The sequence below is a fragment of the Algihabitans sp. genome, assembly GCF_965226985.1.
Taxonomy (GTDB): domain Bacteria; phylum Pseudomonadota; class Alphaproteobacteria; order Kiloniellales; family DSM-21159; genus Algihabitans.
Genome location: NZ_OZ245712.1, coordinates 2478574 through 2504828, shown reverse-complemented (window position 1 = coordinate 2504828; position 26255 = coordinate 2478574). Strand labels below are relative to the sequence as shown.

Here is a 26255-nt window from a genome sequence, read left to right as displayed (position 1 = left end):
TGAGCCACCGTTGGGCGATTCGGTGTTTTTTGACGTCATCCGCAGCTTTCCGCCCCCTTTACCGATGGGATTCCAAAGATTTGTCAAAAGGATCGTGTGCCTACGGCGTTGTTGCATAGTCGTTATGCAAAGACTCATCGGTTCTGGAGCGCTGTTGCTATTTCTTCATCTCGATGCATCATGCTTACCCGTGTCGGCAGGGTACGGGGTTCTTCCGGGCGACCAGAAACGCACGAAGCAACACTAAGAAAAAGCCTGAAGAACAGCCGATCGCGGGTGCAACAGATGCGGGGATCCTGAATGCTCTATTCGCTCTACGAGTTTCAGCATATCGCGATGACGCCTTTTCGGATGATGTCCGAAACGGCGCGCGAGCTTCTCACCCATCCCTTGGTTCCCATGACCTACACCCACTTGGGGCGAAGCGTCGTCGCGGGGCTGGAAGTCATCGAGTCCGCCACCCGTCATCGCGGGAAGCCGGAGTGGGAGCTGACGCACACGAAGATCGCCGGTCGCGAGGTGCCGTTGAAGCCGGAGCGGGTGGGCGGCACGGCCTTCTGCGATCTGATTCACTTCAAGCGAGTCGGCACAAAGCGCAACGATCCCAAGATCCTTCTGGTGGCGCCCATGAGCGGCCACCATGCGACGCTGCTGCGCGGCACGGTCGAGGCGCTGGTCCCGGACCATGAGGTCTACGTCACCGACTGGATCGACGCCCGCTTCGTACCGGCGACCGCCGGCACCTTCGGGCTCGAGGACTATCTCGACACGCTGATCGACTTTATGAAGCGGTTGGCGCCGGAGCTTAACGTCATGGCGGTCTGCCAGCCGGCGCCGCTGGTCCTGGCGGCGATTTCCCTGCTGGCGCAGGCCGACGATCCGGCCCAGCCGAAGGCCATGATCCTGATGGGCGGGCCGGTGGATACCCGTGCGGCCCCGACGGCCGTGACCCGCTTTGCCGAATCGCGGCCCCTGGCCTGGTTCGAGCACAGCCTGATCGACGATGTACCGGCCTATTATCCGGGCGGCGGCCGGGCGGTCTATCCCGGCTTTCTGCAGCTCGGCGGCTTCCTCTCGATGAACCCGTCGCGTCACTTCGAGTCGCACGTAAAGATGTTCCGCCACCTGGTGCAGGGCGACGGCGACTCCGTTGAATCCCATCGTCGCTTTTACGACGAGTATCTGGCGGTGATGGACGTGCCGGCGCGCTACTACCTCGAAACCGTCGATCACGTCTTCAAGCGTCACAGTCTGCCTGAGGGCACCCTGACTTGGCGCGGTGAGGCCATCGACCCCGGCGCGATCTCCAAAACGGCTCTGATGACCGTCGAGGGCGAGCTGGACGACATCTCGGCGCCCGGCCAGACCATCGCCGCCCACGCCATGTGCAGCGGTCTGGATCAGTCGAAGCACGAGAACTTCCTTCAGCCCGGCGTCGGCCATTACGGCATCTTCAACGGCCGGCGCTGGCGCGAGAAGATCAAACCCGCCATCGGAGCCTTCGTGCGCGAGCACGGGTGATTCAAAGTCCGCGCGAGCAGGGGTGAAGCGACGCCTGCCTCGTGCAGATGGAGAATGGCAGATGGAAAACGAATGAAGCGGCGTCTCCGGAGAGAGACGCCGCTTCTTTTTTTGTCGTCGTGAGATCGGGTGTCGGTTTAGCTGCGCTTGCCCAACAGGTGGTCGAGGCTCAGCTTGCCAGGGCCGTAGACGATCAGCAGACCGAAGATCAGCATCCAGAGATAGTGCGAGGGATGCGCGATCCCGTTTTCGATCCCCTCGGGCGTGGCTCCAACGATCCATTGGATCGTCATGGTCATGACCAGCAGCCCGGCAGCCGAGATGCGGCCCAGTAGCCCGAAGGCCAGCAAGACGGCCAACGTCAACTCGCCGATGGTGGTGATCGGCGCCGCCAGGGCCGGCGGTAGGAACGGCACGGGATGGATGAAGCCGAAAAGAAACTCCTGGCTACCCCAGTTGTTCACGCGGCTCCAGCCGGCGTCGAAGAAGATCTTCGCCATCCAAAGCCGTGCGATCAGCGAGACGACGGGCTGACCGTAGCTTTCCAGAAGCTCGCGAACCGGCTCGAAACGCGCGTAGAGCCCCGTCAGCGCCGACGGGCTGCGGGAGTCGTTGGTGGAGGAGAGGGACATCGCGGATACCTCGCTCTTCTTGGCGCGCTTGTCGATCAAGCGGGCGCGTTGGGCCGTGTGAAGGTTGCTTGTGTCAGATGCTCGGCGAGCGCGGCCTGAATATCGAAGTCGGGCTCTGCGGCGAAGGCGGCCTCCGCCGCGTCCGTTAGGTCCCCGCCGCCGGCGAAGGCGCGCAGCAGAGCCGCGTCGCCCGGACCGACTTGGCGCTGCAGGATCGCGCCATCGGCGCTGCGCGTGACCAGAACCGACTGGGCGCCGGCCGCCACGCCGCGGCCCAGGGCGTCGGCCTGCCAGAGGCGTTGGATCGCGTAGTCGCTTTCGATCAGACGGGTCGCCGGGTGCCAGGCCAGCCGCAGGCCGCTCAGCTGCTCCGGTTGCAGCCCTTCCAGGCTTCGTCCGGTCAGGATCGGTGCGTCGGCTGCGAAGAGGGCTTCGTTGCGGGCCCACTCCAGCCGCGCGAGATCGGGCAGAAAGACGTAGCTGGCGGTCGGCGGAAAGGTCGGGAGGAAGGTCGACAGCTCGGCGCCGTAGCTGGAGAGGTGCGGTCTGCGCGGCGGATGGGCGGCGACGAAGGCGCGCGCCAGCAGTCGGAAGTTCTCCACGCTCAGCAGACGTTCCAGCGCCGGGTAGGCGGCGGCGAGCACGCCGGCCAGCGAGCCCAGGGCGTTGTTGCGGTAGACCGAGAGCCGCAGGTGGGGTGGCAAGCCGCCTTCGGCAATGCCGCTGAGCGCCGCGGCTTCCTCGCCCTGCAGCACGGCGCGGCGGAAGGCGCTCTGCATCTCAGCCAGCATGGCGCGCGGCCTCGGCGGTCAGGCGGTCGAGGGCTCCCTGTGCGGTAGCCGCTTCCTCAAGCAGCACCGACAGCTCCGGAATGGCGGTGTCCCACTCGACCAGCACGGGCAACGGGCCGCAATGGGCAAGGGCCGCCTCCAGCAGGTCCCAGACGGCGGCGGGCACGCGGCTGCCGTGATCGTCGATCAGCAGCCGATGGCCCTCCAGTTCCACTTCCGCATGACCCGCGACGTGGATCTCGCCGACCGCCTCGTGGGGCAGGGCCTGCAGGTAGGCGAGGGGATCGAAGTCGTGATTCTCGGCGCTCACGACGATGTTGTTGACGTCGAGCAGCAGGCCGCAGCCGCTGCGCCGCACCGCCTCGGCCAGGAACTCGGCTTCGCCCATCCGCGAGGCATCGAACTGCAGATAGCTGGAGGGATTCTCGACCAGGATGCGCCGGCCGAAGGCCTCCTGCGCCTGCTCGATGTTGCGGCAGAGAACAGTCAGTGCTTCTTCCGTATAGGGCAGCGGCAGCAGGTCGTTCAGATAGGTGCCCTGGTCGACCGACCAGGCGACATGTTCGGACACAAGGCCCGGCTGGATCTCGTCGAACAGCGTCGCAAGCCGGGTGAGATGCTCTTCGCTCAAGCCCTCGGCGGAGCCGAGTGAAAGACCGACCCCGTGGCAGGATACGGGATAGTCGTGGCGGATCTTCTCCAGCGCGCGTCGGCGCGGCCCGCCCTCGGCCAGGAAATTCTCGGAATGGACTTCCAGCCAGGCGACCTCGGGACGGCCGTTCAGAAAGTCGGGCAGATGGGGGTGGCGCAGCCCGATCCCCGCCGCCATCGGGATTGGCGTAGCAGGGATCGGGTCCGCAACGGGGGAGTCACCCTGAGCCGTCCAGCCAACCGGCGTGAAAGCGGTCATGGTTTCGTCCCTCCCCAAGAGTGCTCAGTCGGAAAGACCGACGTCTTTAGACGTCTTAACCGGCCTTCTCGGCGTTGATGCCTTCGAAGGGCTCGGTCTGGCCGCCGGCCTCGAGGCAAGCCTCGGCCGATGCCTTGGCCTTCCAGTCGCCGCCATGATAGTCGACGGTCGACTGACCGGCGCAGGAGTGGGTGCCGGCGGCGTTGGCGCAGTCGTTCTCGCCGGCCTTGGCGATGCCGTAGCACTTCGTGCCGGCAGCTTCAGCCGCCGGGGTCATGGCCAGGCCGGTGACGGCAACGGCGCCTGCAAGGGCCAGCGCGGCGGTCGCAGCGGTCAGCTTCTTCTCGAACATCAGCGATTTCTCCTCGTTGTCTCGGAACCTGGGTTCCAGCGAAATCTGGATGGTTCGGGCCTGTGCCCAACCAGCGGCCCACCATGGCGAGCTCGCACGGCACAAGGTGCGCACCAGCCCGGAAAGACGCGAATCACGACGCTTCACGAAAGTGTTGGCCTAGAGCGCGATCGTCTCTGCCGAGCCGGTCGCCAAGGTCCTGGGTGCCTTGTGCGGCAACCGCTCATGCGCCTGACGTTCCCGGTGGTATCGCCCTAAGGGTGCGGTATTACTTGACGCAGATCAATGATTCGGTGTAGCAAATTTCTTAAGATCCAACCATCGATAGCAGCCCTCCCAAATTCCTCTGGTCCGGCTTCGTTCTCCCTGGCGAAGCCGGGCTTTCTTTATGCGGGCCCGGCGATCATCAGACCTGGCGATCATCAGAACTGGGCGTCCTCCAGTTCCAGGGTGGTCTCGGCGCCGCGGGTGACGGCTGCCGCGGCTGCGCTGGCCTGAGGCAGGATGTTGTCGGCGTAGAAGCGCGCGGTGGTGATCTTTCCCTGCAGATAAGCGGCCTGGCCGTTGGCAGCCTCCAGCTGGCGGGCTGCCGCGACGGCCTGACGGGCAAGCACCCAGCCGCCGCCCAGGGTTCCCAGCAGCCGCAGATAGGGGGTCGCGCCGGCCGCCGCGAGACGGGGGTTGTTCGCCCAGACCTCGCATAGCCAGTCGGTCGCGCCGTCGAGCGCCTCGGCACCCGCCGTCAGTTCCCGCCGCAATCCGGCGAAGCGCTCGCCCGGAAGCTTGGCCAGGGCTTCGACCTCTTGCCGGACGGTGGCCGAGAAGGAGCGGGCCGGAAATCCCCGATGACGCACCACTTTCCGGTTGACCAGATCCAGCGCCTGAATCCCGTTGGTGCCTTCGTAGATCGGGGCGATTCGGGCGTCGCGGTAGTGTTGGGCGGCGCCGGTTTCTTCGACGAAGCCCATGCCGCCGTGGACCTGGACGCCCAGCGAGGCGACCTCGACGCCGATGTCGGTGCTCCAGGCCTTGACCACCGGTGTCAGCAGCTCGACCACGTCGATCATCTGTTGTTGCCGGCTGCGTTCGTCCGTCACCGCGTTGGCGCGGTCCAGGCCCGCCAGCGTGTGATAGGTCAGCCCTCGCGCCGCCTCGGTCAGGGCCTTCATGGTCAGCAGCATGCGGCGCACGTCGGGGTGCTTGATGATTGCCACCGGCGCGCCGGCGTGATCCGCCAGATCGCGGCTCTGTACGCGGTCGAAGGCGAAGGCGCGGGCCTGCTGGTAAGCCCGCTCGGCCACGCCGATGCCCTGGATGCCGACGGCCAGGCGGGCATTGTTCATCATGGTGAACATCTGGCGCATGCCCTGGTTTTCCTCGCCGACCAGATAGCCGACCGCGCCACCGGAATCGCCGTAGGCCATGACGCAGGTGGGCGAGGCGTTGATGCCCAGCTTGTGCTCTATGGACACGCAGCGCAGATCGTTCTTCTGCCCCAGGCTGCCGTCCGCGTTGACCATGTACTTGGGCACGAGGAACAGGCTGATGCCCCTGGTCCCTTCGGGCGCACCGGGCGTGCGGGCCAGCACCATGTGTACGATATTGTCGGTGAAGTCGTGCTCGCCGTAGGTGATGTAGATCTTCTGACCCTGGATCAGATAGTGGTCGCCGCTCGGGGTCGCGCGCGTCTTCACGGCACCGACGTCGGAGCCGGCCTGGGGTTCCGTCAGGTTCATGGTGCCGGTCCAGGCGCCGCTGATCATCTTCGGCAGGTAGGTTTCCTTCTGGTCCGGACTGCCGTGCGCCGACAGCAGCTCGACGGCGCCCTGGTTCAGCAGCGGGCAGAGCGCGAAGGCCATGTTCGCGCTGTTCCACATCTCCTGAACGGCCCCCGCAACCACCCAGGGCAGGCCCTGTCCGCCGTAGTCCGGATCGAAGGGCAGGCTGTTCCAGCCCGCCGACACGTAGGTGTGGTAGGCCTCCTGGAAGCCCTCGGGCGTACGCACCACGCCGTTCTCGAAGACTGCGCCGACGCGATCCCCGACATGGTTGAGCGGCGCGACCACCTCGCTCGCCAGGCGTCCGGCTTCCTCCAGCACCTGATCGATCAATTCGGGATCCGCGGCCGCGAAACCCTCCAGGCGCGAGAGTTCCTCCAGCCCGGCGATCTCGTGCAGGGCAAAGCGCATGTCGTCGATTGGCGCGCGATAGTCGGTCATGGTGGCAGTCCTCCCGGCGGCTCGCGGCCTTCTTGCAGCGGCCGATTTCCTGTCCGGACAGTAGGTCGCTCCCCGGGCCCTGACAATGCCGCGCGGCTCTGCTTCCCGGAGGTTTTTGACGCTTTAGCTTGAGGGGCTGCCGACGCGAAGGGCGGGACCGTCGCCCGCGATCCCCGTCTCCCCTCGGTTGCGGCTCGCAGGCTCCTGCGCACGCCGGCCAGCGCCCTGCCTCGCGGCGCGGTCGGGCGGGAAGGCCACGCGAATGCTGGTGCCGCGACCGAGCTGACTTTCGAGCGTCACGGTGCCCTGGTGCAGCTCGGCGAGCGCCTTGACGAGCGCGAGCCCCAAGCCGGTGCCGCCCGCCTCTCGGTTGTAGCTGTTGTCGACCTGGTGGAAGGGCTTGAAGATCTGGGCGACCTGATCATCGGCGATGCCGATCCCCTCGTCGGTGACCGACAGCTCGACCCAGTCGTTGTCCAGCCGGCAGGCGGCCAGGTCGACCCGTCCGCCCGATTCGGAAAACTTGATGGCGTTCGAAAGCAGGTTGAAGAGGATCTGTTTCAGCGCCCGCATGTCGGCGTGGATCACCTGCGCGCCGCTCGCAACGTCGAGATGCAGCTGCACGTCGCGTTCCAGCGCTTTCACCGCGCACAAGCGCCGGCAGGCGTCCAGAACCTCTTCCAGGTCCAGCACCTCCGGCTGGATCTCCAGTTTGCCTGCCTCGATCTTGGCGATGTCCAGGATGTCGTTGATCAGCTCCAGCAGGTGCCGTCCGCTCTCGTTGATGTCGAGGGCATAGTCGACGTACTGGGACACGCTGCAGGATCCGAAGGCCTCCTGAGAGATGATCTCCGAAAACCCGAGAATGGCGTTCAGCGGCGTGCGCAGCTCGTGGCTCATGGCGGCCAGGAACTGATTCTTGGCGCGGTTGGCTTGTTCGGCGGCCTTTCGGGCGTTCACCGCCACAGTCCGTGCCGCCTCCAGGTCGTCTGCCAGCTGGGACAGCGAATGCGCCTGCAGCTCAAGCCGTTCCTTCGAGGCAATCAGTTCGTCCTCATAGCGCTTGCGCTCGGTCACGTCGAGCAGGGTGATCTGGAGGGCCGGCTGACCGTCCCAGTCGACGGGGCGTGCCCGGAACTCGATCCAGATGGGAAAGCCGGTCCTGGTCAGGCCGCGCGCCCGGGCGAAGTGGTCGACCTGCTGCCGCTTGCCAGCGCTCTGGCTCAGAAGGGCCATGGTCTGGCGTTCCTCTGGAGCGATCAGGTGGGTCAGGTCGCGTTCCCGCAGCACCTCTGCCGGTGAGCTGTAGCCGTAGATTCGGGCGAAGGCCGTGTTCGCGAACAGCGGTCGATTGTGGCGGTGGATCAGGATGCCCTGCAGAGAGCCGTCGACCAGGGTTGAAAGCCAGGACTCCCGCTTTTCAAGCAGCGAGTCCTGGTCGCTTGGCGCCGTGACCTCGAGCGTCGTGACCTCGATGGCTGTGCCGAGCAGCCGTCGGATCTGCCCCTCTTCGTTGGACAGGGGCGACAGGGAGACCTTCCAAAGGCGGTTTTCGCCGGCGACGGTCAGCTTTTCTTCGTATTCGATGGTTCTGCCGGCCTCGACGCAGGCGAGGTAACGGCCCGCGAGATAGCCGGCCAACGCGGGTTCGAGCAGATCTTTCGGCTGCTGGCCGGAAACCTCGTCGTGACGCAGTCCAGTCCGAAGCTCGTTGTCGCGATTGAAGGTCGCGTAGCGCAGCTCGCCGTTCGACAGCACGTCGACAACGAAGGCCGGGGCGCAGATCGAGTCCAGCAGGCTTTTCAGATCGGTGGTGTCGAAAGACAGAAGCATGGGCAAGGAGAAGCCGAAACCGTACAGCCTGCGGGGTCAGTTCAGCGGCCCGCCAAGTCTCTCTTGCAAAGGATTAAGGATTGAATAACCGGGACTTCGCCAGGGCGATTCAGAGGCGTTTATGGCGGTCCGGAAAAACGACTTTACCGGGGTTCATCAGGTTGTGCGGATCGAAGGTTTGCTTGATCCGCCGCATCATCTCCATCTCGACCGGCGACTTCAGCCGTTCGGCCTCGGCCACCTTCATGCGGCCTAGGCCGTGCTCGGCGGAAAAGGAACCTCCCAAGCGCGCGACGATGTCGTGCACGGCCTCGTTGATCTCCTCCCAGCGCGCCAGGAAGGCTTCTCGCTCGCTCTCTTCGGGCTGGCTCAGGTTGAAGTGGATGTTGCCGTCCCCGACGTGGCCGAAGGGCACCGGGCGGACGCCCGGAACACGGCGCTCGACCTCGCGGGTTGCCTCCGCGATGAAGGCCGGGACCCGGCTGACCGGCACCGAGACGTCATGCTTGATCGAACCGCCTTCCTGCTTCTGGGCCTCGACGAGCCCCTCGCGCAGACGCCAGAAGTCGGCGGCCTGTTGAGCGTTCTGGGCGATCGCGGCGTCGGTGACCAGATTCTCCTGGAAGGCGCCTTCCAGCAGGCACTCCAGCGCTTCGCTCAGCGATCCCGTCTCGCCGCCGCCATAGAGCTCGATCAGCAGATACCAGGGAGAGGGAGCGCCGAGAGGATCGCTGCAGCCCTCCACACGGCGCAGGGCCATCTCCAGGCCGAGACGCGGGATTAGCTCGAAGGAGGTGACGGTCTCCCCGGTCGCGCTGCGGGCACGCCCAAGCAACGCCACGGCGGCCTCGGGACTCGGGACCGCGACGAAGGCGGTGACGATCTCGCGCGGTCGGGCGAAGAGTTTCAGCACCGCCGCGGTGACGATGCCCAGCGTGCCCTCGGCGCCCAGGAACAGGTGCTTGAGGTCGTAACCGGTGTTGTCCTTGCGCAGGCCGCGCAATCCGTCCCAGATCTGCCCGTCTGGTAGCACGACCTCCAGCCCGAGCGTCAGATCGCGCATGTTGCCGTAGCGCAGAACCTGAACGCCGCCGGCGTTGGTCGAGAGGTTGCCGCCGACCTGGCAGCTCCCTTGGGCCCCCAGGCTGAGCGGGAAGAGGCGGTCGGCCTCCGCTGCTACCTGTTGCAGCTCGGCCAGAATGCAGCCTGCCTCCACGGTGATGGTGAAGTTGTCGGCGTCGAGGTCGCGGATCCGCTTGAGGCGCGCCAGCGAGACGATGATCTCCTCGCCCGCCTCGAAGGGGATCGCGCCGGCACAGAGCCCGGTGTTGCCGCCTTGCGGAACCATCGGCACGCGCGCCTCGGCGCAAAGGCGGACCACCTCTGCCGTCTCCTCGGTGCTGCCGGGCCGCACCAGAAAGGGGCTGCGGCCACGGTACCGGCCCCGTTCCTCCACCAGGTGGGGCGCGAGCTCGGTCGGTTCGGCAAGCAGATGACGCGGGCCGACCACGGCGGCCAGCGCCTCGCGCAGGCGGCTGTAACGCTCCGGAACGGAAAGACCCTCTGGCATGACAAGAACTTAGAGGGTGTTGCCCGCCTATGGAACCGCTTGGTGCTGACGCCTCCGCCAAGCAGCGGATCGCGGGAGGCCCCTCTTCCTTGGAGCTACGCTTGAGGGCGAGGCGCCGCCGCACGGCGCAGGCGGTCGCGGATGGCCCGGCCGAGCTCCCGGTCGGGGATCGGCATGACGGCGATTGTCCGAAGGCCGGCGTCGTCGAGACGGCGCAGATAGGCGAAGAGCTTGGCGGCCGCTTCCGTCAGATCGCCGCTGGGGGAGAGGTTGAGCGTCATGGCCGCGCCGGCGGGAGGGGAGGGGCCGAAGGCCAGCAGGCCCTCGTCGGGCGCGACCTCGCCGGCGTCGAGCCGGATCGCCGTCTCCGGCGCATAGTGACTTTCCAGCAATCCGGGCGAGGCGCGCGCGGCGCCTTCCTCTGGGGCTCGGCTTGCAAGTGTTTCCGGCGCGGCCCCCAAGAGTTCGGTCAAGTGCTCCAGCGCCAGGCCGCCGGGGCGCAGCAGGCGGGGGCGTTCCCCGGACAGGTCCAGAACCGTCGACTCCAGTCCGATCCGGCAGGGCCCGCCGTCCAGGATCAGGTCGACGGCGTTTCCCAGTTCGCTGGCCACGGCTTGAGCCGTGGTCGGACTGATCCGGCCCGAACGATTCGCGCTCGGTGCGGCCAGGGGCTGTCCGACCGCCGCCAGAAGTTGGCGGGCTACCGCTTGATCCGGCACGCGCACGGCCTGGGTCTCCAGGCCCGCCGAGCAAAGCAGCGAGACCCGGCAGTCGGGACGGCGCGGTAACACCAGGGTCAGGGGGCCGGGCCAGCAGGCGGCGGCCAGACGCTCCGCCTCCGCGTCGAATAGCACGTCCCGGGCAGCGGTTTCGGCGTCCGGATAGTGCGCGATCAGCGGATTGAAGCGTGGGCGCCCCTTCGCGGCGAAGATCCTGGCAACCGCCCCATCGTTATGGGCGTCTGCACCCAGGCCGTAGACGGTCTCGGTCGGAAAGGCGACCAGGCCGCCGGTGCTCAGCAGGTGGGCGGCCTGTTCGATCGCCGCGCCGTCGGCGTTTCGAATGCGGGAGGAGGTCCTGACCATGGCGCGGCTGGGTAGCTGCTTCCCGCAGATCTGTCCAGTTTGGGCCGCCTTGAGGAAGCTTTCCTGCCGCGACTGGCTCTGTCCGATGAGACCCTAAAATGCGGAAGCCGCCAAGGCCTTGGCGGCTTCCGGCTTCGCTCCTGTGAGGCCGTTGGTCCTCGGCGCTTGACGCGCCATCATCCGCTGGGGATGCGGGGGCCATCCGGCACCCTCGCCGCACGGGCATTGCGGCGAGCTTTCCGTCGTCGCGTCCGTCGGCTGGGCCGAAGGTGACGACCACGTGGAGAGAGCCTGCGCCTGCCAATTCCGCAGGTCAAGTGCGTAAATAGGGCAAGGTTCCTGACGCAAATCTTGCCGGGCTGCTCTTCGATTATGGTGCATCCCTCTCGCGAGCCCTCTATGCTGCGCCGCAGCACGACGGAGGCAACAGGAGCTAGGGGAAGCAGATATGGTCGCCAAGATCATCACCGTGGCGCAGCAGAAGGGCGGAGCCGGCAAGACCACTCTGACCGCGCATCTGGCCGTTGCCTACACCGCCGCCAGAAAGAAGGTCGCCGTCGTCGATATCGACCCGCAGCAGTCGCTGACCATGTGGTTCCGCTTGCGCGAGGAGCGTTTCGGCGATGCCGGGGCGGGGTTGCTGGTCAATCCCATCAAGGGATGGCGCGTGCGCAATGAGGTGGAGCGTCTGGCGCGCGACCATGACGTGGTCTTGATCGACTCGCCGCCCCATGCGGAGACCGAGGCCAAGATCGCGGTCCGCTCGGCGGACTTGGTGGTGATCCCCGTTCAGCCGTCGCCGATGGATGTCTGGGCGACGCGTCCCACGCTGGATCTGGCGGCCGGTGAGGGCACGCAGGTTCTCGTGGTGCTGAACCGCGTACCGCCACGGGCGAGGCTGAACGAGGAGATGCTGTCGGAGGTTCAGGATTTCGGCGCGCGCATCGCCAAGGCGCAAATCGGAAACCGGGTCGTTTTCGCCTCGGCGCTTTCCGAAGGCCGTTCGGTCGGTGAAGTGCAACCCAGCGGCAAGGCGGCAAAAGAAATCTCTGCCCTGGCGAAGGAAATCCTCAAGGCGTCCTAGAAGGCCAACGGTTTATTGGCAGCCCAACTACCGGGGGCCTCAGGCCTCGGGAAGACGGTCGCGCAAGTCCTCGAACCAGGCGAGACGCGCCTGGGTTGCCCCGATCTCCAGATCCAGCCAGGCCGGCAGCTCGCCCCCGCTTGCGGGACCGTGGCCGCGCAGATCGGTCAGGCGCGCCAGCTCGCGCTCGAAGATCTCGACCAGCATGTCCGCCTGTTCGGCCTGCTGCTCAAGCGCGAGATTGTGCAGAAAACGCATTTTCAGCGCGATGATCAGCTTGTTCACGTCCGTGACCTGAGGGCGGATGTTCGCCGCCAGAAGACGTTGCAACTCGCTGCGTCCGCTCTCGGTGATGCGCAGCGTTTCGCTCTCGCCGCTCCCCGCCACCGGCTCGGCCAAGCCCTCGATTTTCAGAAGTTCGAGCGGCGAAGCCAGCAACTCCAGCGACGGGCCCACCATGCGGCCCGTGAAGTGTCGCACCTCGCCGGCGACCTCGGCATAGCTCCGAGGGGCGTCGGCGAGAAGACCCAAGGCCAGAAGTCGAATGGCTTCGCTGGGAACCAGGGAGTTATCGCGATACATCGTCGGCGCTCCTCGCAGCTCGACCGATCTATATCATAGATTCTTGACTCTTACATGACGAGCGCGCAAGCGACAATCAATCGCAAGACGGGATATTTTCGGTCACTCCCGCTGTCTTCCGTTCACTCGCTTCCGTTCACTCGCCGTCTCGGCCGTCGCGGGCAGCCGCCGGATCTCTTCTCTTCGGCAGACCGACCACCGCCGCCTCTGCCCTGGCGGACCACCGGCCCGCCAGCTGCGGTTCCGGCGGCGTTCCGAAGGCACCGTAGCGCAGTTTCTCTGCCAGGGTCCGCATGGCCCCCACATGCCCGGCCTCGGCGGCCCGCTCGTACCAGCGCCGGGCTTCTGCCTGATCCGGCGCCACGCCGCGCCCCTGGGCGAAGTCCTGTGCCAGGTCGAACAGTCCGGTCGGCAGCCCGGCAACGGCGAGCACCCTGTGCGCGGCGTGGGCCTCGGCCCAGTCCTCTGTATGCAGGAACAGAATAGCGGCCAGCCGCTGGTGCGTCAGCAGATCCGGTGCCAAGTAGAGCGCGCGGCGGAGATAGGGCAGCGCCTGCGGGTACATGCGCAGACCGGTCATGACGGAGGCGGCATCGAACTGCGCCTGCGGATCGTCCGGCCGGGCGCGGGCCAGGGCAACGAAGCGCTCGACGGCCTCGGTTTCCCGGTAAGTGGCGAGCAAGCCCCAGGCGAGGTGCCGTTGAGCCTCCAGGTCCTGCGGATCAGCGCGCAGCGCCGCTTGGCAGGGCTCGACCGCAGCGACGCGCGGCGCCGTCCGGCAGGCCTGCGCCGGATCGACGGCCGCATCCGATGCCGGAGCCGGGTCAGGCAAGGACAGAAGCAGGCTCGACAGGAGGACGGCCACCGGCAGGTGCCGCGAAAGCGACAGAGACACCGCCGCTGACCGCCGGTTCGTCATTCCGGCGCGCAGGCCCGATAGGGGCTCCAGTCGCCCAGCGCCGCGATCTCGGAGCGGACGGCTCTGGCCTCGCGTTCCAGGAAATCGGCGACGGCCTGGCGGAAATTGGGATCGGGAATCAGGTGCGCCGAATAGGTCTCGACCGGCAGATAGCCACGCTGGATCTTGTGTTCACCTTGGGCGCCGGCTTCGACCCGTTTCAGACCCCGCGCGATGGCGAATTCTATGGCCTGATAGTAGCAGGCTTCGAAGTGCAGGAACCTGTGATCGGCGGCGCAACCCCAGTTGCGGCCGTAGAGCGCCTCCTCTCCCATCAGGTTGAGGGCGCCGGCCACGACCTCGTCGCCCTGCTCGGCGACGATCAGCACCACCTTGGAACCGAGTCTCTCGCCCAGCAGCAGAAAGAACTCGCGGGTCAGGTAGGGCCGGGACCATTTCTTGTCGATCGTGTCGAGATAGAAGCGGTGAAAGGCGTCCCAGTGCCGCTCCTCGATCTCCGGGCCGACCAGCGCCCGCAGGCGCAGTCCGCTTTCCTGAACCTTGCGGCGTTCCTTCTTGATCGCCTTGCGTTTGCGGCTGACCAGGCTGTCCAGGAAAGTGTCGAAACTCTCGTAGCCGGGATTATGCCAGTGATACTGCAGGCCGATCCGCGTCAGCAGGCCGGCGTCGCCCAGACGCGCCCATTCCTCCCGCTCCGGGAAGGTGATGTGAAGAGACGAGGCCTCGTGCCGCTTGGTCACCTCGGCCAGACCGGCGATCAAGGTTTTGCAGATGCGCTCGCGATCCTCCCCGGGCCGGCTCAACAGGCGTGGACCTGTGACCGGGGTGAAGGGGACGGAGGACTGAAGTTTGGGATAGTAGCGGCCGCCGGCCCGCTCGTAGGCATCGGCCCACCCCCAGTCGAAGACGTACTCGCCGTAGGAGTGACTCTTCAGGTACAGCGGCACGGCGCCCAGGAGTGTGCCGTCCGGCCGCTCCAGCAGAAGATGCTGGCCCAGCCAGCCGCGCTCCGCCGTGGCTGAGCCCGAGTCCTCGACGGCGCTCAAAAAGGCATGGCTGACGAAAGGGTTCGCACCGCCGGCGCAGGCATCCCACTGCGCGGCGGTGACGTCGCTCAGCGAGGCGACCGCACGTAGGGTCAGGCTGTCGGCTCCGTCGGGCATGGTGGGAGTTTAGGTGCGGTTGGCGCGCTGGCAAGACAAGCTTCGCCCGCCCGTCTGCATCTGCCCGGCAACCGGCCCAGCGACCCTTTGGTGCTTTGTCTCACACGGCTGCGCGTCTCGTCGCAACGCGGCTCTCCTCAGCCGGGCGCCAGACCCAGACGGAGAGCGGTGTTTCGCGCCCACGCAAGGTGACGTCGCCGTGACGGTGAAAACCGAGGGGGATGTTGCCGCCTGCCGTGCCGGCCTGTTCGCGGGCGCGCTGGATCGTCGTCTCCGAGGCGATGATGGACACCTGCAACTGACGGGTCAGCCCCTCCAGGCGGCTGGCGACGTTGACGCTGTCGCCCAGGACCGTGAACTCGAAGCGGCTCTCGCCGCCGATATCGCCGACGATGACCGGCCCGTGATGAATGCCGATGGCGGTCTTCAGGCGGGGCAGACCCTCGGCGACCAACTCGTCCGACCAGGCGGCGATGCTGGTCTGCAGCTCCGCGGCGGCGGCCAGGGCGCAGGCAGCTTCGCCGGGTAGCGGATCGGGCACCCCGAAAACGGCGAGCGCGCCGTCGCCGAGGTACTTGTCGAGCGTACCGCCATGGCCGAAGACGGCGCGCTCGACCCGGCTATGGAAGCCGCGCAGCAACTCGATCGTGCGTTCGCTCGGCAAGGCTTCGCAGATCCCCGTGAAGCCGACGATGTCGATGAAGACCACCGTCGCCGACTGGGTGCCGGTCAGGCTGTAGGGCTCGCTCTTCGCGGCCAGCCGCTCTGCGACGGCTGGTGAGAAGTAACGGGAAAGGTTCTGCCGCTCGCGCGCGACAGCCTCGCGTCGCCGCTGTTCGGCCTGGCTGCGCATCAGCGCACCGAAGCCGGCGGCGAGCGCCATCAGGCTCAGCGGCACGGCGAGCGCCAGCCAGTAGTGCCATTGGACGAAGGCCAGATAGGCCAGCGCGGTCCAGAGCGTTCCGGGCACCAGCAGAGCCAGCGGTACCGCCAGCGGGTGCAGGCGGCGCGCGGCGCCATAGGCCAGTGCGGCTCCAAGTCCGGCGGCCAGAATGTCCAGGCCGCGCAACCATTCCGGCCGAACAAGACTGCGGCCCAGCAGCAGGTTGTCCAACACCGTAGCCGTGTAAGCGACCGACGGCAGCGCAGGGTCGTAGGGGGTGACGAAGACCGGCACGGCCGCCGCCGCCGTGCTACCGACGATCACCGCCTTGTCGCGCAGCGCAGCCTCCGGCACGGCTCCGTTCAATAGAGCGAACAGGCTGTAGCTCGGAAAGCTTCCCGCCGGTCCGTAGAAGTTGACCGGCAGGCGCATGCGACTGTCGACCGCGAGCCGCCGGTCTCCCAGGCTGATGGACTGGCCCACGTCGGCGGTCAACTCGCTGCGCGGCAGGCGGTGGAACTGTCGGGCTGCCTGCAAGGTCAGCGAGGGGTAGAGCGTGCCTTCGAAAGCGACCACGGTTGCCTCGCTGCGCAGCGCGCCGTCCGGCGCAAGCAGCACCGACATATGCCCGAGGGAGGCGGCGGCCCCGCTGAAGGAGCGGGGCGGTAGCAGGGTGCCGTTCGCGTGGGGCAGAGGGCTGATGGCCTGCGGTGATCTCCGGTAGCGTTGCAGGGCGGTTCCGTCGGGGGGACGGTTCGAGTCCTCCAGGCGCGTCAGCATCTCCGGACCGAAGGTGAAGGCGTAGCCCAGGGTGACATTGCCTGCCTCGGCAATCGCTGCGGCTAGCGCCGCGTCGGCGCGCCCCTCTTCGTCGCTATTGCTGCTCGTCGCGAACAGGAGGTCGAAGACGATCAGGCGCGCCTCGGCCGCCGCCAGGCGCTCCACCGCCCGGGCCAGATCGAATCGCGAGGGCGGCCAGCCGCCCAAGGCCTCCAGACTGGGCTCGTCGATCAGAATCAGGACAACGTCGGGACCCGGCGCGATGGGGCCGCGCAACTGAAAGCGCCAGTCGAGGGTCGGTGCCTCCAAGCGCTGGACCATGGGGGCGTCGAGCAGAATGAAAGCGAGCAGCGCTGCCAGGAAACCAACCGCCGTCGTCGCGTATCGTTGAGGTCGCCATGGCTGTGAGCGCATTGCGCCAACTCCCGGTCTTCCGCCGACGGCTCTCTAAAGTCCCTTGATCGTTGCAGACAGCCGCTACAGAAGCTGCCGCGCAAGGGGACGGCGGCCAGTCGATGCCGAAGGTTAGCAGTCTGGCCGCGCCATGACACCGAAAGCCTGGCATCGTCGACGGCTGGGCTGTCGCGAAGATCGCGCTCTAAACTTATGATGAGAGTGGGATTCACGCCTGAGGTTGGATCGCCAAAGCGATTCTACCTAAGGCGATGCTGCTCTAGCGAAGCGTTGTGCGCTCGACGGCCTCTATCACGCGCGTCTCATTCCAGCGGATCGGCTGGTCAGCCATCGGCTGCGACAGCGTCACGTCGACCCCTTCGCCACCGGTCAGCAGGATCTGGCTGCCTTGGGTATCGGCGACTTCGACGCGGCCGCCGAGCACCAGGACCGAGGTGGTCTCGGCGTCGGCTTCCACGATCCACTCGGTCGAACGGGACGAGGCGATGGCGGCGCGGGTTTCCACCGACCAGCCGAGCGAGCTGATCTTGGGGACGCTGGCGCGCAGGATGCCGAAGACGAGGGTCAGGAAACGCGGGCGCTCGTCCTGCAGGTTCAAGGCGTCGAGATAGTACTGGACCAACACGCGAGAGTTGGGGCCGACGGTGATGACGGTGCCGTCCCTAAAGGCCAGGCGCAGGCGTCCGTCGCCGGACGTCAGGATCTCGTCGAGCCTTTGGATCTCTTGTCCGGCTTCCACCGTCAGACTTGCCGTGCCGCGCTGCAGGACGGCCCGGCCGCTGACGGCCTCGACCAGGGCGACCGTCTCGAGGTTGCCCGTTGTCTCCTGGGCCTGCGCCGAGGCCGAGACGAAGGTCGCGGAGAGGCAGAACAGTGCGAGGAAGAACAGTGACGCCGTCCGGCGTCTCACGGCAGGGGCCCGCCCGGCGCCTGTCGCGCTGGCGAGCTTCGCCGAAGGGGGAAGAAAGGGGAACGAGATCATATCGGATTGCCTTTACGGATCGGCTAACAGGCCCTCGACGGACGATGATTCGCGCAAACGGGCGCTCTTGTCAGGCCTGACGCCGAAATCTGCAATCGTTCGTAGTGGTTAGCTGTGAGATAGATCTCAAGGCGCGGCAGCTTGCCTGATCGCCTGTTTCGTCTCCATGGCGGGCGTCTGGCGGATCGTCTGCAGGACGACGCAGAAGCGCTCGGTCAGTTTGAGAAGCTGGTCGATCCGCTCCTGCGGTTCGTCGGTCTCCAGGTCGAAGGTCAGGCGTAGCGACTGGAAACCGACCGGGGCTTCCTTCTCCACGCCCAGGGTTCCACGAAAGTCCAGATCGCCCTCGACGATCACCCGGCCGTCGCGCAGGTCGAAGCCGATGGCCGTCGCGACGGCGCGCAGGGTCACGCCGGTGCAGGCGGCCAGAGCTTCCAGCAGCATGTCGCCGGAGCAGGCCTGATCGCCCAGGCCGCCGGCGGCCGGATGCAGTCCGGCATCGACCAGAGCGCGCCCGGTGTCGACCTTGCAGGAGATACCCTCGTCGAGCCGACCCTCGGCGCGGAAGGTGACGACGCCCGCCGCGGCGTCCTCGCGGTACTTGGACTTCAGGGGAGCCTGCAGGGCCTTCAGGTCGTCTGCCGTGATCGGGTCGCTCATCGGTTTCATCTCCTCATGACAGGTCGAGTGCGGCGACGATCTCCTCCTCCAACCCGCGCACCTCGGGGGCCGTGCGGGCGCGGGGACGGGGCAGATCGACATGAATCTCGCGGTGGATGCGGCCGGGGTGACCGCGCATCACCAGGATGCGGTCTGAGAGTGTCACGGCCTCGAGCACGTCGTGCGTGACGAAGACGAGCGTGAAGCGCGAGCGCTCCCAAAGCGCCAGCAGGTGCTGCTGAAGTTTCTGGCGGGTGAAGGAGTCCAGGGCGCTGAAGGGCTCGTCCAGCAGCAGGAAGCTGGGCCGCCGGACCAGGGCGCGGGCGATGGCCGTGCGTTGCGCCATGCCGCCCGAGAGCTGGCGCGGAAGGGCCTCCGCGAAGTTCGCCAGTCCGACGTCGTCCAGTGCCTCGGCGATCCGCGCGTCCTGCTCTGGCTTCGGCAGGTCGAGCAGCGCGAGGCGCACATTCTCGCGGACGCTGAGCCAAGGCATCAGCCGTGGCTCCTGAAAGACCATGCCGACCTCCGGCGTCGGGCCGTCCACACTGCGGCCGTCGAGGGAGACGGCGCCGCTGGTCGGGGTCTCCAGACCGGAGACGATCCGCAGCAGGGTGGACTTCCCGGAGCCCGAGGTGCCGACCAAAGACACGATCTCGTGCTGGCCGACCGTCAGAGTCACGCCCTCCAGGGCCTTGTGGGCCACGCCGGCGGAGGCGTCGAAGGTCTTTCCGAGACAGCTGATCTCAAGCATCGGCCTTCTCCTGGGTTCCGCCGTAGCCGTCCTGCCACGAGAGCAGCCGGGCCGCCACAGCCTCGATCAGGGCGTCGGAGAGTTTGCCGGCCAAGGCGAAGAGGATCAACGCGCCGATGATGATCGCCGGCCGGCCGGTCATCTGACCGTCGATCATCAGGAAGCCGAGACCTTCGCTGGCACCCATCAGTTCGGCCGCGATCACGAACATCCAGCCCAAGGCCAGACCGGCGCGCAAGCCGGTCAGATAGCTGGGCAGCGTGGCCGGTACCAGGATGCGGCGAATGAGGTCGAGCCGTGACAGCCCGTAGATCCGGGCGACCTCCACCAGCTTGCGGTCGGTGCCCAGGATGCCGGTCACTAGGTTCAGGTAGATCGGAAAGAAGACGCCGACGGCGATCAGCAGCACCTTCGAGGTCTCGAAGATTCCAAACCAGAGGATGAAGAGCGGAACCCAGGCGAGCGAGGGGACGGCTTTCAGCGCTTGAATGGTCGGGTCCAGCAGCTCGCGCAGCAGACGCGAACTCCCGGTCAGCGCCCCCAGCAGGGTCGCGGCGGCGGCGCCGACCGCGAAGCCCACGGCGACCCGCCAGGCGGTGATCAGGATGTGGTCGATCAGTTCGCCCGACTGCCAGAGAACGGCCAGCTCGCCGAAGACCTCTCGGGGGGACGGCAGCAGGTAGCCCGGGATCAGCTCCAGACGCGACGCCGCTTCCCAGGCGAGCAGAAGGGCGAGCGGCAGAAGCAGGCCCTTCAAACGTGCGACGGAGAAGACGGCGGCTCTCGCCGCCGTCCCCTGCCAGATCGGCGCCACGCGGCGCTCGCTGTTCTCGGCCAGCATCACTCGCCGGCCTGATTCAGATCGCCGGCCCGACCCAGATCGGCGGCTTGCCGGGTCAGGAAGCTGCCGTCGATCAGCTCGTCCACCACCGTTTCGATCTCGACGTCGGCGCCGATGACGCCGATGTCCTGCAGGACCTTGCCGGTCGCCAGGAAGGTCTCGCGATGGGCCTGTCCGATCGCCGGGTCGGTGATGTCGGTGCGCTGTTCCAGCTGCCGTGCCGCCACCGCCGGCTCGATCTTCGCCGCCTCGACCAGTCCAGCCTGAAGCTCCTCCGGGTTCTCCAAAGCGTAGCGCCGGGCGCGCTCATAGACCTTCAGCACCCGGGCGACCGTTTCGGGATGCTCCTGTGCGAAGGCTTCGCGAACGTTGAGGATGCCATAGGTGTTGAGGTCGGCGTTTCGGAAGAACAGCCGCGCGCCGGACTCCAGTTCGGCCTTGGCCATGTGCGGATCGAGGCCGGCCCAGGCATCCACCTGACCGCGCTCCAGGGCCCGGTAGCCGTCGGGATGCTGCAGCAGGACCGGCTTGATGTCGCCCTCGCTCAGGCCCGCCTCGGCCAGAGCGCGCAGCAGGAAGATGTGGGGGTCGGTACCCCGTGTGACCGCCACGGACTTGCCGCGTAGATCGGCGACGTTCTGGATCTCGCTGTCCGCTCGGACGACCAGCGCGGTCCATTCCGGCTTCGAGTAGGCGTAGACCGCCTTGATCGGCAGGCCGGTGGCCCGACCGACGACCGAGGCACCGCCGGCCGTGGAGCCGAAATCGAGGGAGCCGCCGCGCAGGAACTCCAGCGCCTTGTTGGAGCCAAGCGAGAGCACCCAGCGGATCTCGGTACCGTCTTCGGCGAACTCCTCCTCCAGCCAACCCTTGTTCTTCAGCAGGATGGCGACGGGATTATAGTAGGCCCAGTCGATGCCGATCCGCGCGGGCGTATCGGCGGCCCCGGCCGGGGCGGCTGTCGCGAGATCTGCGGTGATCAAGCCTGCGGTTGCAAGGGCGGCGGCGGCCAGGGACAGGAAGGAACGACGGGTCGACATAACAACTCTCCTCGCTTCGTTACGGCCTCCGCGGAGGCCCGTTTCGATACGAGGCTCCGCGATGCCGGGAAGGGGAGAGCCGCATCAGACCGCGCTATCGGGCACAAAAAAAGCCCCGGCGCGGCTTGAGCGGCGGGACCTGTCCCACTCGCTTTAGCTGGTATTTGTATAGCGCCCCGCAAGCTGAGCCTCAAAGCGGCGCTGTCCACTTACCATCGTTCCACGGCGGCTCGCCGTCAATCGAAAATATAACACAAAAAAGATTTGTAGATCAGATCCCTTGATGGATCCGGCTGCCTACGTCCAAACTTGCCCGTTCGCCAAGACCTTGGAGACAGACGCTTATGGCGCACGACGATTACGACCACGATCATGGGGACGGCCACGGCGACAGCCACGGGCACGGCCACGGGCACGCACACGACCACGATGCGGGTCCGGATCCGATGACCAAGCGGGTCCAGGCGCTGGAGGCTCTGCTGGTCGAGAAGGGCTACGTCGATCCGGCTGCGGTCGATGCCTTGATCGAGACCTACGAGACCAAGATCGGGCCGCGCAACGGGGCTCGGGTCGTTGCCAAGGCTTGGGCCGACCCCGACTATCGAAAGCGTCTGCTCGCCGACGCCACCGGCGCCATCGCCGACCTGGGCTTCGGCGGCCGTCAGGGCGAGCACATGGTCGCCGTCGAGAACGCCAAGGGGCTGCACAACCTCGTCGTCTGCACCCTCTGCTCCTGCTATCCCTGGCCGGTGCTGGGCGTGCCGCCGACCTGGTACAAGTCGGCGCCCTACCGCTCGCGCGCCGTGCTCGATCCGCGCGGTGTGCTGAAGGACTTCGGCGTCGATCTGCCGGAGGACACCGAGTTCAGGGTCTGGGACTCCACGGCGGAGATCCGCTACCTGGTGATCCCCGAACGGCCCGAGGGTACCGAGGGTTGGAGCGAGGAGCGACTGGCCGACCTGGTCACGCGAGACTCCATGATCGGCACCGCCCTGGCCAAGTCGCCGCGAGACCTGCCGGCGCAAGAGACTGCGCAGGAGCCCGCATCGTGAACGGCGCCCACGATCTGGGCGGAATGCAGGGCTTCGGCCCCGTTTCGCCGGACCCCGTCTCGCCGGACGGCGAGGCCGCGCTCTTCAAGGCGGAGTGGGAGCGGCGGGTCTTCGGGCTGACGCTGGCCATGGGTGCGACCGGCTGCTGGAATATCGACGAGTCCCGCCATGCCCGCGAGAACCAGGACCCCGGCGCCTATCTCGCGAAGAGCTACTATCAGATCTGGCTGCACGGCCTCGAAAGGCTGCTGGTCCAGGCAGGCCTCTGCAGTGAGGAGGAGATCGCCCAGGGCCGCTCCTTGCAGCCGCCGGCCGTCGTGCCGCGCGTGCTGAAGGCGGAGCAGGTGGCGGCCACCCTGGTCAAGGGCGGCCCGAGCGCCCGACCGACCGGCGAAGCGGCCGCCTTTTCCATCGGTCAGCGGGTCGTCGCCAAGGTGATGACGCCCCGCGGCCATACCCGGCTGCCGCGCTACCTGCGCGGCAGGCCGGGCCGGATACTGCTGCATCACGGCACCCACGTTTTTCCGGACACTAATGCCGATGGCGCCGGCGAACTGCCGCAGCATCTCTACACCGTCGCCTTCGATGCGACGGATATCTGGGGCGCGCAGGCTTGTCCGGGATCGATTCAGGCGGACTGTTTCGAGTCCTATCTGGAGGCGGTGCCCCCGCGGGAGACTGCCGGATGACCGAAGCTCTGCTTCCCGACTCCGGCCGCCCCTTCGATGCGCCCTGGCAGGCCAGGGCCTTCGCGCTGGCGCAGCACCTCGTCGAACGCGGCCTCTTTACCTGGCCCGAGCACGCCGAGGCCCTGGGAGTCGCGATCCGTCAGGCACAGGCCTCGGGCGACCCGGACCGTGGCGACACCTACTGGCAGCACTATGTGGCGGCGCTGGAAAACCTGGTTCGGGCAAAGGGAGGCGCCTGATAGGGGAGATATGGGCGCTGATAGATATGGATGGGAGAGATATGTCGGAGGGTCGACCCTCCAGCCCAGCGCGCTGGATCGCCGCGCCCTGTTGGAGAAACGACAGTGCCATTAATCTTATAGTAGAATTTTCATCTCCATTTTCTGGAGTGAGAATTTTATAAAGTTGGGCTGTTATCTGCCTATGGAGCGAGAACCGCATCGCTTGGAATGGTAGCGGAAGGGAAGCCTTTGAGACCTCGCCATTCCTCTGGGGGAAGACTCTTTCGGCGCAAGTCGGGTCTGGGGGGAGCGGACCTGCGCGAGGCGATGAGGAGCAGGACCGAGGGTGGCGTCAGCGCCGGGGTGCTTCTTTTCACGCTGGAGGCGGATCGTATCCTGCAGGCCAATCAGGTTGTCGCCGATCTGATGGGCTACACGCCGTCGGAGCTCTGCGCGCTGCCGCCGGCGCAGCTTCTGGCCGGAGCGGAGTCCTCAGGAGGTTCGCTCTCCACGCGATGGCCACTCGACAGCGACTTCGTGATTCTGCGGCCGCGTCGGGGAAGCCCGGTCGCCTGTCGGGTCAGCCTGGGACAATTGTCTCTGCCGGAGGGCGAGCGGCTGGTCGCCACCTTGCGGCCGACCCTGGCGACCGACGGTCAGGAGCGCTTCGAGGTCCTGCTGCAGATCGCGATCGAGCAGCTTCCGGAAGCTCTGGTGATCTACGATACCGACGACCGGCTGGTCTATTTCAACCGGGCCTATCACGACTTCTTTCCCTACATGCCCTCCTTCAAGGTTCTGGAAGGCTGCCACTTCTTCGAGATCGTCCGCCGGTCCATGGAGGCGCCGGGCGTCGTGCTCGATCCCTTGGCCGAGAGCGATCCCGACGCCTATCTGCAACGGCGTCTGGAGCGCCTGCACAACGCTTCCGGCGTGCCTTTCGAGCAAGAGACCGCTGGCGACTGGCATCTGGTGCAGGAACAGCGTGTGCCGGGTGTCGGCTTCGTGTCCCTGCGGCGCGACATCACGGAGATGAAGCGTCTGCACGACGACATGGCGGCCGCCAACCGGAAGCTCGCTGAAGCGCGCGAGTCGGCGGAATCCGCACTTCAGCACGCGGAGGAGGCCAACCGGTCGAAGAGCGAGTTCCTCGCCATGATGAGTCACGAGCTGCGGACGCCGCTCAACGCCATCCTTGGATTTTCCTCGCTCCTGACGGAGGAGTATCTCGGGCCGCTCGGCAGCGAGCGGTATCTCGACTATGCCCGCTCGATCCATGACAGCGGTGCGCATCTTCTCGCCATCATCAACGACATTCTGGATCTGGCGAAGGTCGAGGCCGGCAAGATGGAGATCGATCCTGAGCCGCTGGACGCGCGCGCCCTGATCGAGGAATGCGTCTCCCTCGTCAGCGGTCTCGCCGAAAAGCGCAGTCTTGCCCTGGAATCGGAGGTGGCGGTCGAGGGGCTGCAGTTGATCGCCGACCGCCGGGCCGCCAAGCAGATGATCGTCAACCTGCTGTCCAACGCCTGCAAGTTCACCGAGGCCGGCGGACGCATCCAACTGCGCGCGGCGCCCTTTGACGGAGCGGAGGGTGCGAAAGCCGTCTCCGTCAGCGTACGCGATACCGGAGTGGGCATGACGCCCGAAGACATTGCGATTGCGGTGGAGCCCTTCGGTCAGATCGGCAACGTTTCGACCAGCGGGCGGCAGGGCACGGGCCTCGGGCTGCCGTTGGTCAAGAGCTTCATCGAGCTGCACGGCGGGTCCCTGGAGATCCAGAGCGAGCTGGGCAAGGGGACCCTGGTCAGGCTTATGTTCCGGGCTTAAAGCAGGATCGTCATAAGTCTAGAGCGCAGCGCTGATCCTGCTTTGGCCGATCGCGCGACCCGACCACCCTCCGACTCAATCGGCCAGCAGATACCACTGGTACTCTTGCGGCGTGATGGCCGCTTCGAAACTCTCGTACTCGGCCTCCTTCGCCTGCACGTAGAGGTCCACGTAATCCTTGCCCAGGTAGTCGCGCAGCAGCTTGCCCCGGCGCAGTCTCTGCAGTGCTCGGCGCGGGCGCATCGGCAGGCCGGGGTCGAAGGCGGTGGCTGCGTTGCCGCTGGCCGGCGGTCCGGGATCCAGCTTGTTGGCGATGCCGTGATGCATGCCGGCCAGCAGGGCGGCCAGTGTCAGGTAGGGGTTGGCATCGGCGCCGGGCATGCGGTGCTCGACCCGTTTGGCCGTGCCGCTGCCGAGCGGCACGCGCAGGGCGACGGAGCGATTCTCCTCGGCCCAGGAGCGGCGGATCGGGACGAAGATGTCGGGCTGGTAGCGGCGGTAGGAATTGATGTTCGGCGCCAGGAAGGCCATGGCCTCCGGCAGGGTGGCGAGCAGACCGCCGAGCGCGTGGCGGAAGCTGTCGCTGATCCCGCCGCTGCCGTCGTCCAGCACGTTGCGCCCTTGGGCGTCGAACAGGCTGATGTGCAGGTGCATCCCGTTGCCGGCTTCCCCCGGGTAGGGCTTGGCCATGAAGGTCGCCTGCATGTCGTACTTGCGGGCCACGCCCTTGACCGCGCGCTTGAAGAGGACGCAGTCGTCGGCGGCGGCCAGCGGGTCCTCGACGTGGCGTAGATTGATCTCGAACTGGCCGGGCGCGTACTCGGCGGAAATGGCGCCGGTCGGCACGCCCTGGGCGCGGCAGCTCTCGACGATATCGGTCAACACGGTTCCGAAGGCATCGACCTGGTCCATGCCGTAGACCTGGGTGGCCCGGTCGCGTTCGCCGGTGGCGGGCGAGAAGGGGGGCTGCGGCGCACCCGCCGCACCGCGCGCCCGGTCGATCAGGTAGAACTCCAGTTCGAAGGCGACGCAGGCCGTCAGGCCCAGCTCCGACTTCAGCTTCTGCGCCACCCGGGCCAGGACGTTGCGCGGCTCGAAGAACAGCGGCTGGCCGTCCCGCTGGCGGCAGGTCAGCAGCACCTGGGCCAGTGGCTGGGCCGACCAGGGCACCCGGTCCAGGGTATCCGGTATCGGCACCGCGAAGCAGTCGGGATCGCCGTCCGAGAAGCCGCGGCCGCCGGCGTCGGTGTTGGCGCCGGCGGTGTCGAGCAGGAAGCTGGAGGCCGGGAAGGCCAGACCGTCGCCGAAGATGCGGGAGAGATCGGCGACGGGATAGCGCTTGCCCCGGACGACACCGGCCAGGTCGGCGAAGATGACGTCCACCGCCTGGGTATCGGGGAACTCGGCGAGAAACGCGCGTACCTCGCGCAAGGACTCTTCGGTCATGCCTG

At 66.7% G+C, this 26255-nt stretch carries 24 protein-coding genes; 6 read left to right on the top strand and 18 right to left on the bottom strand.

Translation table 11 applies throughout. From position 1 onward, the window contains the following. The first annotated feature begins 300 nt into the window (after nucleotides 1–300). Entirely contained in the window at nucleotides 301–1521 is a 1221-nt protein-coding gene (locus tag ACO054_RS11515; RefSeq protein ID WP_421706721.1) for a polyhydroxyalkanoate depolymerase, read from the top strand. 137 nt (nucleotides 1522–1658) lie between these two features. Here the strand turns inward: ACO054_RS11515 and ACO054_RS11510 are convergent, their stop codons facing one another. From ACO054_RS11510 to ACO054_RS11475, 8 genes are all read right to left on the bottom strand, one after another. After that, on the bottom strand, nucleotides 1659–2153 hold the full coding sequence (locus ACO054_RS11510) for a DoxX family protein (RefSeq protein ID WP_421706720.1): 495 nt from the start codon (nucleotides 2151–2153) through the stop codon (nucleotides 1659–1661). A gap of 35 nt (nucleotides 2154–2188) precedes the next feature. Continuing rightward, a complete protein-coding gene (locus ACO054_RS11505) occupies nucleotides 2189–2944 on the bottom strand; it encodes a putative DNA-binding domain-containing protein (protein ID WP_421706719.1) in 756 nt (251 codons plus the stop codon). Further along, nucleotides 2934–3854 (bottom strand): DUF692 domain-containing protein, encoded by a 921-nt coding sequence (locus ACO054_RS11500; RefSeq protein WP_421706718.1) that lies wholly within the window; start codon nucleotides 3852–3854, stop codon nucleotides 2934–2936. Before ACO054_RS11500 ends, ACO054_RS11505 begins: the two co-directional genes overlap by 11 nt. 55 nt (nucleotides 3855–3909) lie before the next feature. Next, entirely contained in the window at nucleotides 3910–4206 is a 297-nt protein-coding gene (locus tag ACO054_RS11495) for a DUF2282 domain-containing protein (protein WP_421706717.1), read from the bottom strand. Nucleotides 4207–4628: 422 nt separating this feature from the next. Continuing rightward, nucleotides 4629–6425 (bottom strand): acyl-CoA dehydrogenase, encoded by a 1797-nt coding sequence (locus ACO054_RS11490; protein WP_421706716.1) that lies wholly within the window; start codon nucleotides 6423–6425, stop codon nucleotides 4629–4631. Nucleotides 6426–6548: 123 nt separating this feature from the next. After that, on the bottom strand, nucleotides 6549–8258 hold the full coding sequence (locus tag ACO054_RS11485) for a PAS domain-containing sensor histidine kinase (protein WP_421706715.1): 1710 nt from the start codon (nucleotides 8256–8258) through the stop codon (nucleotides 6549–6551). Nucleotides 8259–8367: 109 nt separating this feature from the next. Next, nucleotides 8368–9828, bottom strand: a complete 1461-nt coding sequence (locus ACO054_RS11480) for an FAD-binding oxidoreductase (RefSeq protein WP_421706714.1) — start codon at nucleotides 9826–9828, stop codon at nucleotides 8368–8370. 95 nt (nucleotides 9829–9923) lie between these two features. Beyond that, nucleotides 9924–10913 carry an L-threonylcarbamoyladenylate synthase gene (locus tag ACO054_RS11475; protein ID WP_421706713.1) on the bottom strand — a complete coding sequence of 330 codons (990 nt, stop codon included), beginning with the start codon at nucleotides 10911–10913 and terminating at the stop codon, nucleotides 9924–9926. Nucleotides 10914–11361: 448 nt separating this feature from the next. Between ACO054_RS11475 and parA the strand changes: the two genes are divergently transcribed. Next, nucleotides 11362–11997: a ParA family partition ATPase gene (gene parA, locus ACO054_RS11470; RefSeq protein ID WP_421706712.1), complete on the top strand. Its 636-nt coding sequence runs from the start codon at nucleotides 11362–11364 to the stop codon at nucleotides 11995–11997. A gap of 39 nt (nucleotides 11998–12036) precedes the next feature. On the opposite strand, the gene ACO054_RS11465 is transcribed toward parA, so the two are convergent. The 9 genes from ACO054_RS11465 to ACO054_RS11425 all read right to left on the bottom strand — a co-directional run bounded on the left by ACO054_RS11465 (nucleotide 12037) and on the right by ACO054_RS11425 (nucleotide 21012). Beyond that, complete coding sequence (locus ACO054_RS11465) at nucleotides 12037–12579, bottom strand: hypothetical protein (protein ID WP_421706711.1); 543 nt, start codon at nucleotides 12577–12579, stop codon at nucleotides 12037–12039. A gap of 136 nt (nucleotides 12580–12715) precedes the next feature. Further along, on the bottom strand, nucleotides 12716–13474 hold the full coding sequence (locus ACO054_RS11460) for a hypothetical protein (protein WP_421706710.1): 759 nt from the start codon (nucleotides 13472–13474) through the stop codon (nucleotides 12716–12718). Between the two features lie 20 nt (nucleotides 13475–13494). Next, on the bottom strand, nucleotides 13495–14661 hold the full coding sequence (locus ACO054_RS11455) for a GNAT family N-acetyltransferase (RefSeq protein ID WP_421706709.1): 1167 nt from the start codon (nucleotides 14659–14661) through the stop codon (nucleotides 13495–13497). A gap of 100 nt (nucleotides 14662–14761) precedes the next feature. Further along, a complete protein-coding gene (locus tag ACO054_RS11450; RefSeq protein WP_421706708.1) occupies nucleotides 14762–16738 on the bottom strand; it encodes a CHASE2 domain-containing protein in 1977 nt (658 codons plus the stop codon). A gap of 259 nt (nucleotides 16739–16997) precedes the next feature. Continuing rightward, nucleotides 16998–17648 carry a FecR family protein gene (locus ACO054_RS11445; RefSeq protein ID WP_421706707.1) on the bottom strand — a complete coding sequence of 217 codons (651 nt, stop codon included), beginning with the start codon at nucleotides 17646–17648 and terminating at the stop codon, nucleotides 16998–17000. Between the two features lie 198 nt (nucleotides 17649–17846). Beyond that, nucleotides 17847–18380, bottom strand: coding sequence for an OsmC family protein (locus ACO054_RS11440; protein ID WP_421706706.1), 534 nt, complete (start codon nucleotides 18378–18380; stop codon nucleotides 17847–17849). A 13-nt stretch (nucleotides 18381–18393) separates the two neighbouring features. Further along, nucleotides 18394–19131 carry an ABC transporter ATP-binding protein gene (locus ACO054_RS11435; protein ID WP_421706705.1) on the bottom strand — a complete coding sequence of 246 codons (738 nt, stop codon included), beginning with the start codon at nucleotides 19129–19131 and terminating at the stop codon, nucleotides 18394–18396. Continuing rightward, nucleotides 19124–19972 carry an ABC transporter permease gene (locus ACO054_RS11430; RefSeq protein WP_421706704.1) on the bottom strand — a complete coding sequence of 283 codons (849 nt, stop codon included), beginning with the start codon at nucleotides 19970–19972 and terminating at the stop codon, nucleotides 19124–19126. The genes ACO054_RS11435 and ACO054_RS11430 overlap by 8 nt, the downstream gene beginning before the upstream one ends. Continuing rightward, nucleotides 19972–21012: an aliphatic sulfonate ABC transporter substrate-binding protein gene (locus ACO054_RS11425; protein ID WP_421706703.1), complete on the bottom strand. Its 1041-nt coding sequence runs from the start codon at nucleotides 21010–21012 to the stop codon at nucleotides 19972–19974. The genes ACO054_RS11430 and ACO054_RS11425 overlap by 1 nt, the downstream gene beginning before the upstream one ends. Before the next feature lie 344 nt (nucleotides 21013–21356). Here ACO054_RS11425 and nthA point away from each other — a divergent pair, with 344 nt between their 5' ends. The 4 genes from nthA to ACO054_RS11405 all read left to right on the top strand — a co-directional run bounded on the left by nthA (nucleotide 21357) and on the right by ACO054_RS11405 (nucleotide 24804). Next, nucleotides 21357–22064 carry a nitrile hydratase subunit alpha gene (gene nthA / locus ACO054_RS11420; protein ID WP_421706702.1) on the top strand — a complete coding sequence of 236 codons (708 nt, stop codon included), beginning with the start codon at nucleotides 21357–21359 and terminating at the stop codon, nucleotides 22062–22064. Continuing rightward, complete coding sequence (gene nthB / locus ACO054_RS11415) at nucleotides 22061–22753, top strand: nitrile hydratase subunit beta (protein WP_421706701.1); 693 nt, start codon at nucleotides 22061–22063, stop codon at nucleotides 22751–22753. The genes nthA and nthB overlap by 4 nt, the downstream gene beginning before the upstream one ends. Then, entirely contained in the window at nucleotides 22750–22992 is a 243-nt protein-coding gene (locus tag ACO054_RS11410) for a nitrile hydratase accessory protein (RefSeq protein ID WP_421706700.1), read from the top strand. Before nthB ends, ACO054_RS11410 begins: the two co-directional genes overlap by 4 nt. A 309-nt stretch (nucleotides 22993–23301) precedes the next feature. Next, the gene (locus ACO054_RS11405; RefSeq protein ID WP_421706699.1) at nucleotides 23302–24804 is read left to right on the top strand and encodes an ATP-binding protein; all 1503 of its coding nucleotides are present in this window, start codon (nucleotides 23302–23304) and stop codon (nucleotides 24802–24804) included. 75 nt (nucleotides 24805–24879) lie between these two features. Here the strand turns inward: ACO054_RS11405 and ACO054_RS11400 are convergent, their stop codons facing one another. After that, complete coding sequence (locus tag ACO054_RS11400; protein ID WP_421706698.1) at nucleotides 24880–26250, bottom strand: glutamine synthetase family protein; 1371 nt, start codon at nucleotides 26248–26250, stop codon at nucleotides 24880–24882. Nucleotides 26251–26255 lie beyond the last annotated feature (5 nt).

Excerpts from the sequence above, each read along its gene's own strand:
- ACO054_RS11515 (WP_421706721.1), top strand. The coding sequence starts at position 301 with ATGCTCTATTCGCTCTACGAGTTTCAGCATATCGCGATGACGCCTTTT.
- ACO054_RS11510 (WP_421706720.1), bottom strand. The coding sequence starts at position 2,153 with ATGTCCCTCTCCTCCACCAACGACTCCCGCAGCCCGTCGGCGCTGACG.
- ACO054_RS11505 (WP_421706719.1), bottom strand. The coding sequence starts at position 2,944 with ATGCTGGCTGAGATGCAGAGCGCCTTCCGCCGCGCCGTGCTGCAGGGC.
- ACO054_RS11500 (WP_421706718.1), bottom strand. The coding sequence starts at position 3,854 with ATGACCGCTTTCACGCCGGTTGGCTGGACGGCTCAGGGTGACTCCCCC.
- ACO054_RS11495 (WP_421706717.1), bottom strand. The coding sequence starts at position 4,206 with ATGTTCGAGAAGAAGCTGACCGCTGCGACCGCCGCGCTGGCCCTTGCA.
- ACO054_RS11490 (WP_421706716.1), bottom strand. The coding sequence starts at position 6,425 with ATGACCGACTATCGCGCGCCAATCGACGACATGCGCTTTGCCCTGCAC.
- ACO054_RS11485 (WP_421706715.1), bottom strand. The coding sequence starts at position 8,258 with ATGCTTCTGTCTTTCGACACCACCGATCTGAAAAGCCTGCTGGACTCG.
- ACO054_RS11480 (WP_421706714.1), bottom strand. The coding sequence starts at position 9,828 with ATGCCAGAGGGTCTTTCCGTTCCGGAGCGTTACAGCCGCCTGCGCGAG.
- ACO054_RS11475 (WP_421706713.1), bottom strand. The coding sequence starts at position 10,913 with ATGGTCAGGACCTCCTCCCGCATTCGAAACGCCGACGGCGCGGCGATC.
- parA (WP_421706712.1), top strand. The coding sequence starts at position 11,362 with ATGGTCGCCAAGATCATCACCGTGGCGCAGCAGAAGGGCGGAGCCGGC.
- ACO054_RS11465 (WP_421706711.1), bottom strand. The coding sequence starts at position 12,579 with ATGTATCGCGATAACTCCCTGGTTCCCAGCGAAGCCATTCGACTTCTG.
- ACO054_RS11455 (WP_421706709.1), bottom strand. The coding sequence starts at position 14,661 with ATGCCCGACGGAGCCGACAGCCTGACCCTACGTGCGGTCGCCTCGCTG.
- ACO054_RS11450 (WP_421706708.1), bottom strand. The coding sequence starts at position 16,738 with ATGCGCTCACAGCCATGGCGACCTCAACGATACGCGACGACGGCGGTT.
- ACO054_RS11440 (WP_421706706.1), bottom strand. The coding sequence starts at position 18,380 with ATGAGCGACCCGATCACGGCAGACGACCTGAAGGCCCTGCAGGCTCCC.
- ACO054_RS11435 (WP_421706705.1), bottom strand. The coding sequence starts at position 19,131 with ATGCTTGAGATCAGCTGTCTCGGAAAGACCTTCGACGCCTCCGCCGGC.
- ACO054_RS11430 (WP_421706704.1), bottom strand. The coding sequence starts at position 19,972 with ATGCTGGCCGAGAACAGCGAGCGCCGCGTGGCGCCGATCTGGCAGGGG.
- ACO054_RS11425 (WP_421706703.1), bottom strand. The coding sequence starts at position 21,012 with ATGTCGACCCGTCGTTCCTTCCTGTCCCTGGCCGCCGCCGCCCTTGCA.
- nthA (WP_421706702.1), top strand. The coding sequence starts at position 21,357 with ATGGCGCACGACGATTACGACCACGATCATGGGGACGGCCACGGCGAC.
- ACO054_RS11410 (WP_421706700.1), top strand. The coding sequence starts at position 22,750 with ATGACCGAAGCTCTGCTTCCCGACTCCGGCCGCCCCTTCGATGCGCCC.
- ACO054_RS11405 (WP_421706699.1), top strand. The coding sequence starts at position 23,302 with ATGAGGAGCAGGACCGAGGGTGGCGTCAGCGCCGGGGTGCTTCTTTTC.
- ACO054_RS11400 (WP_421706698.1), bottom strand. The coding sequence starts at position 26,250 with ATGACCGAAGAGTCCTTGCGCGAGGTACGCGCGTTTCTCGCCGAGTTC.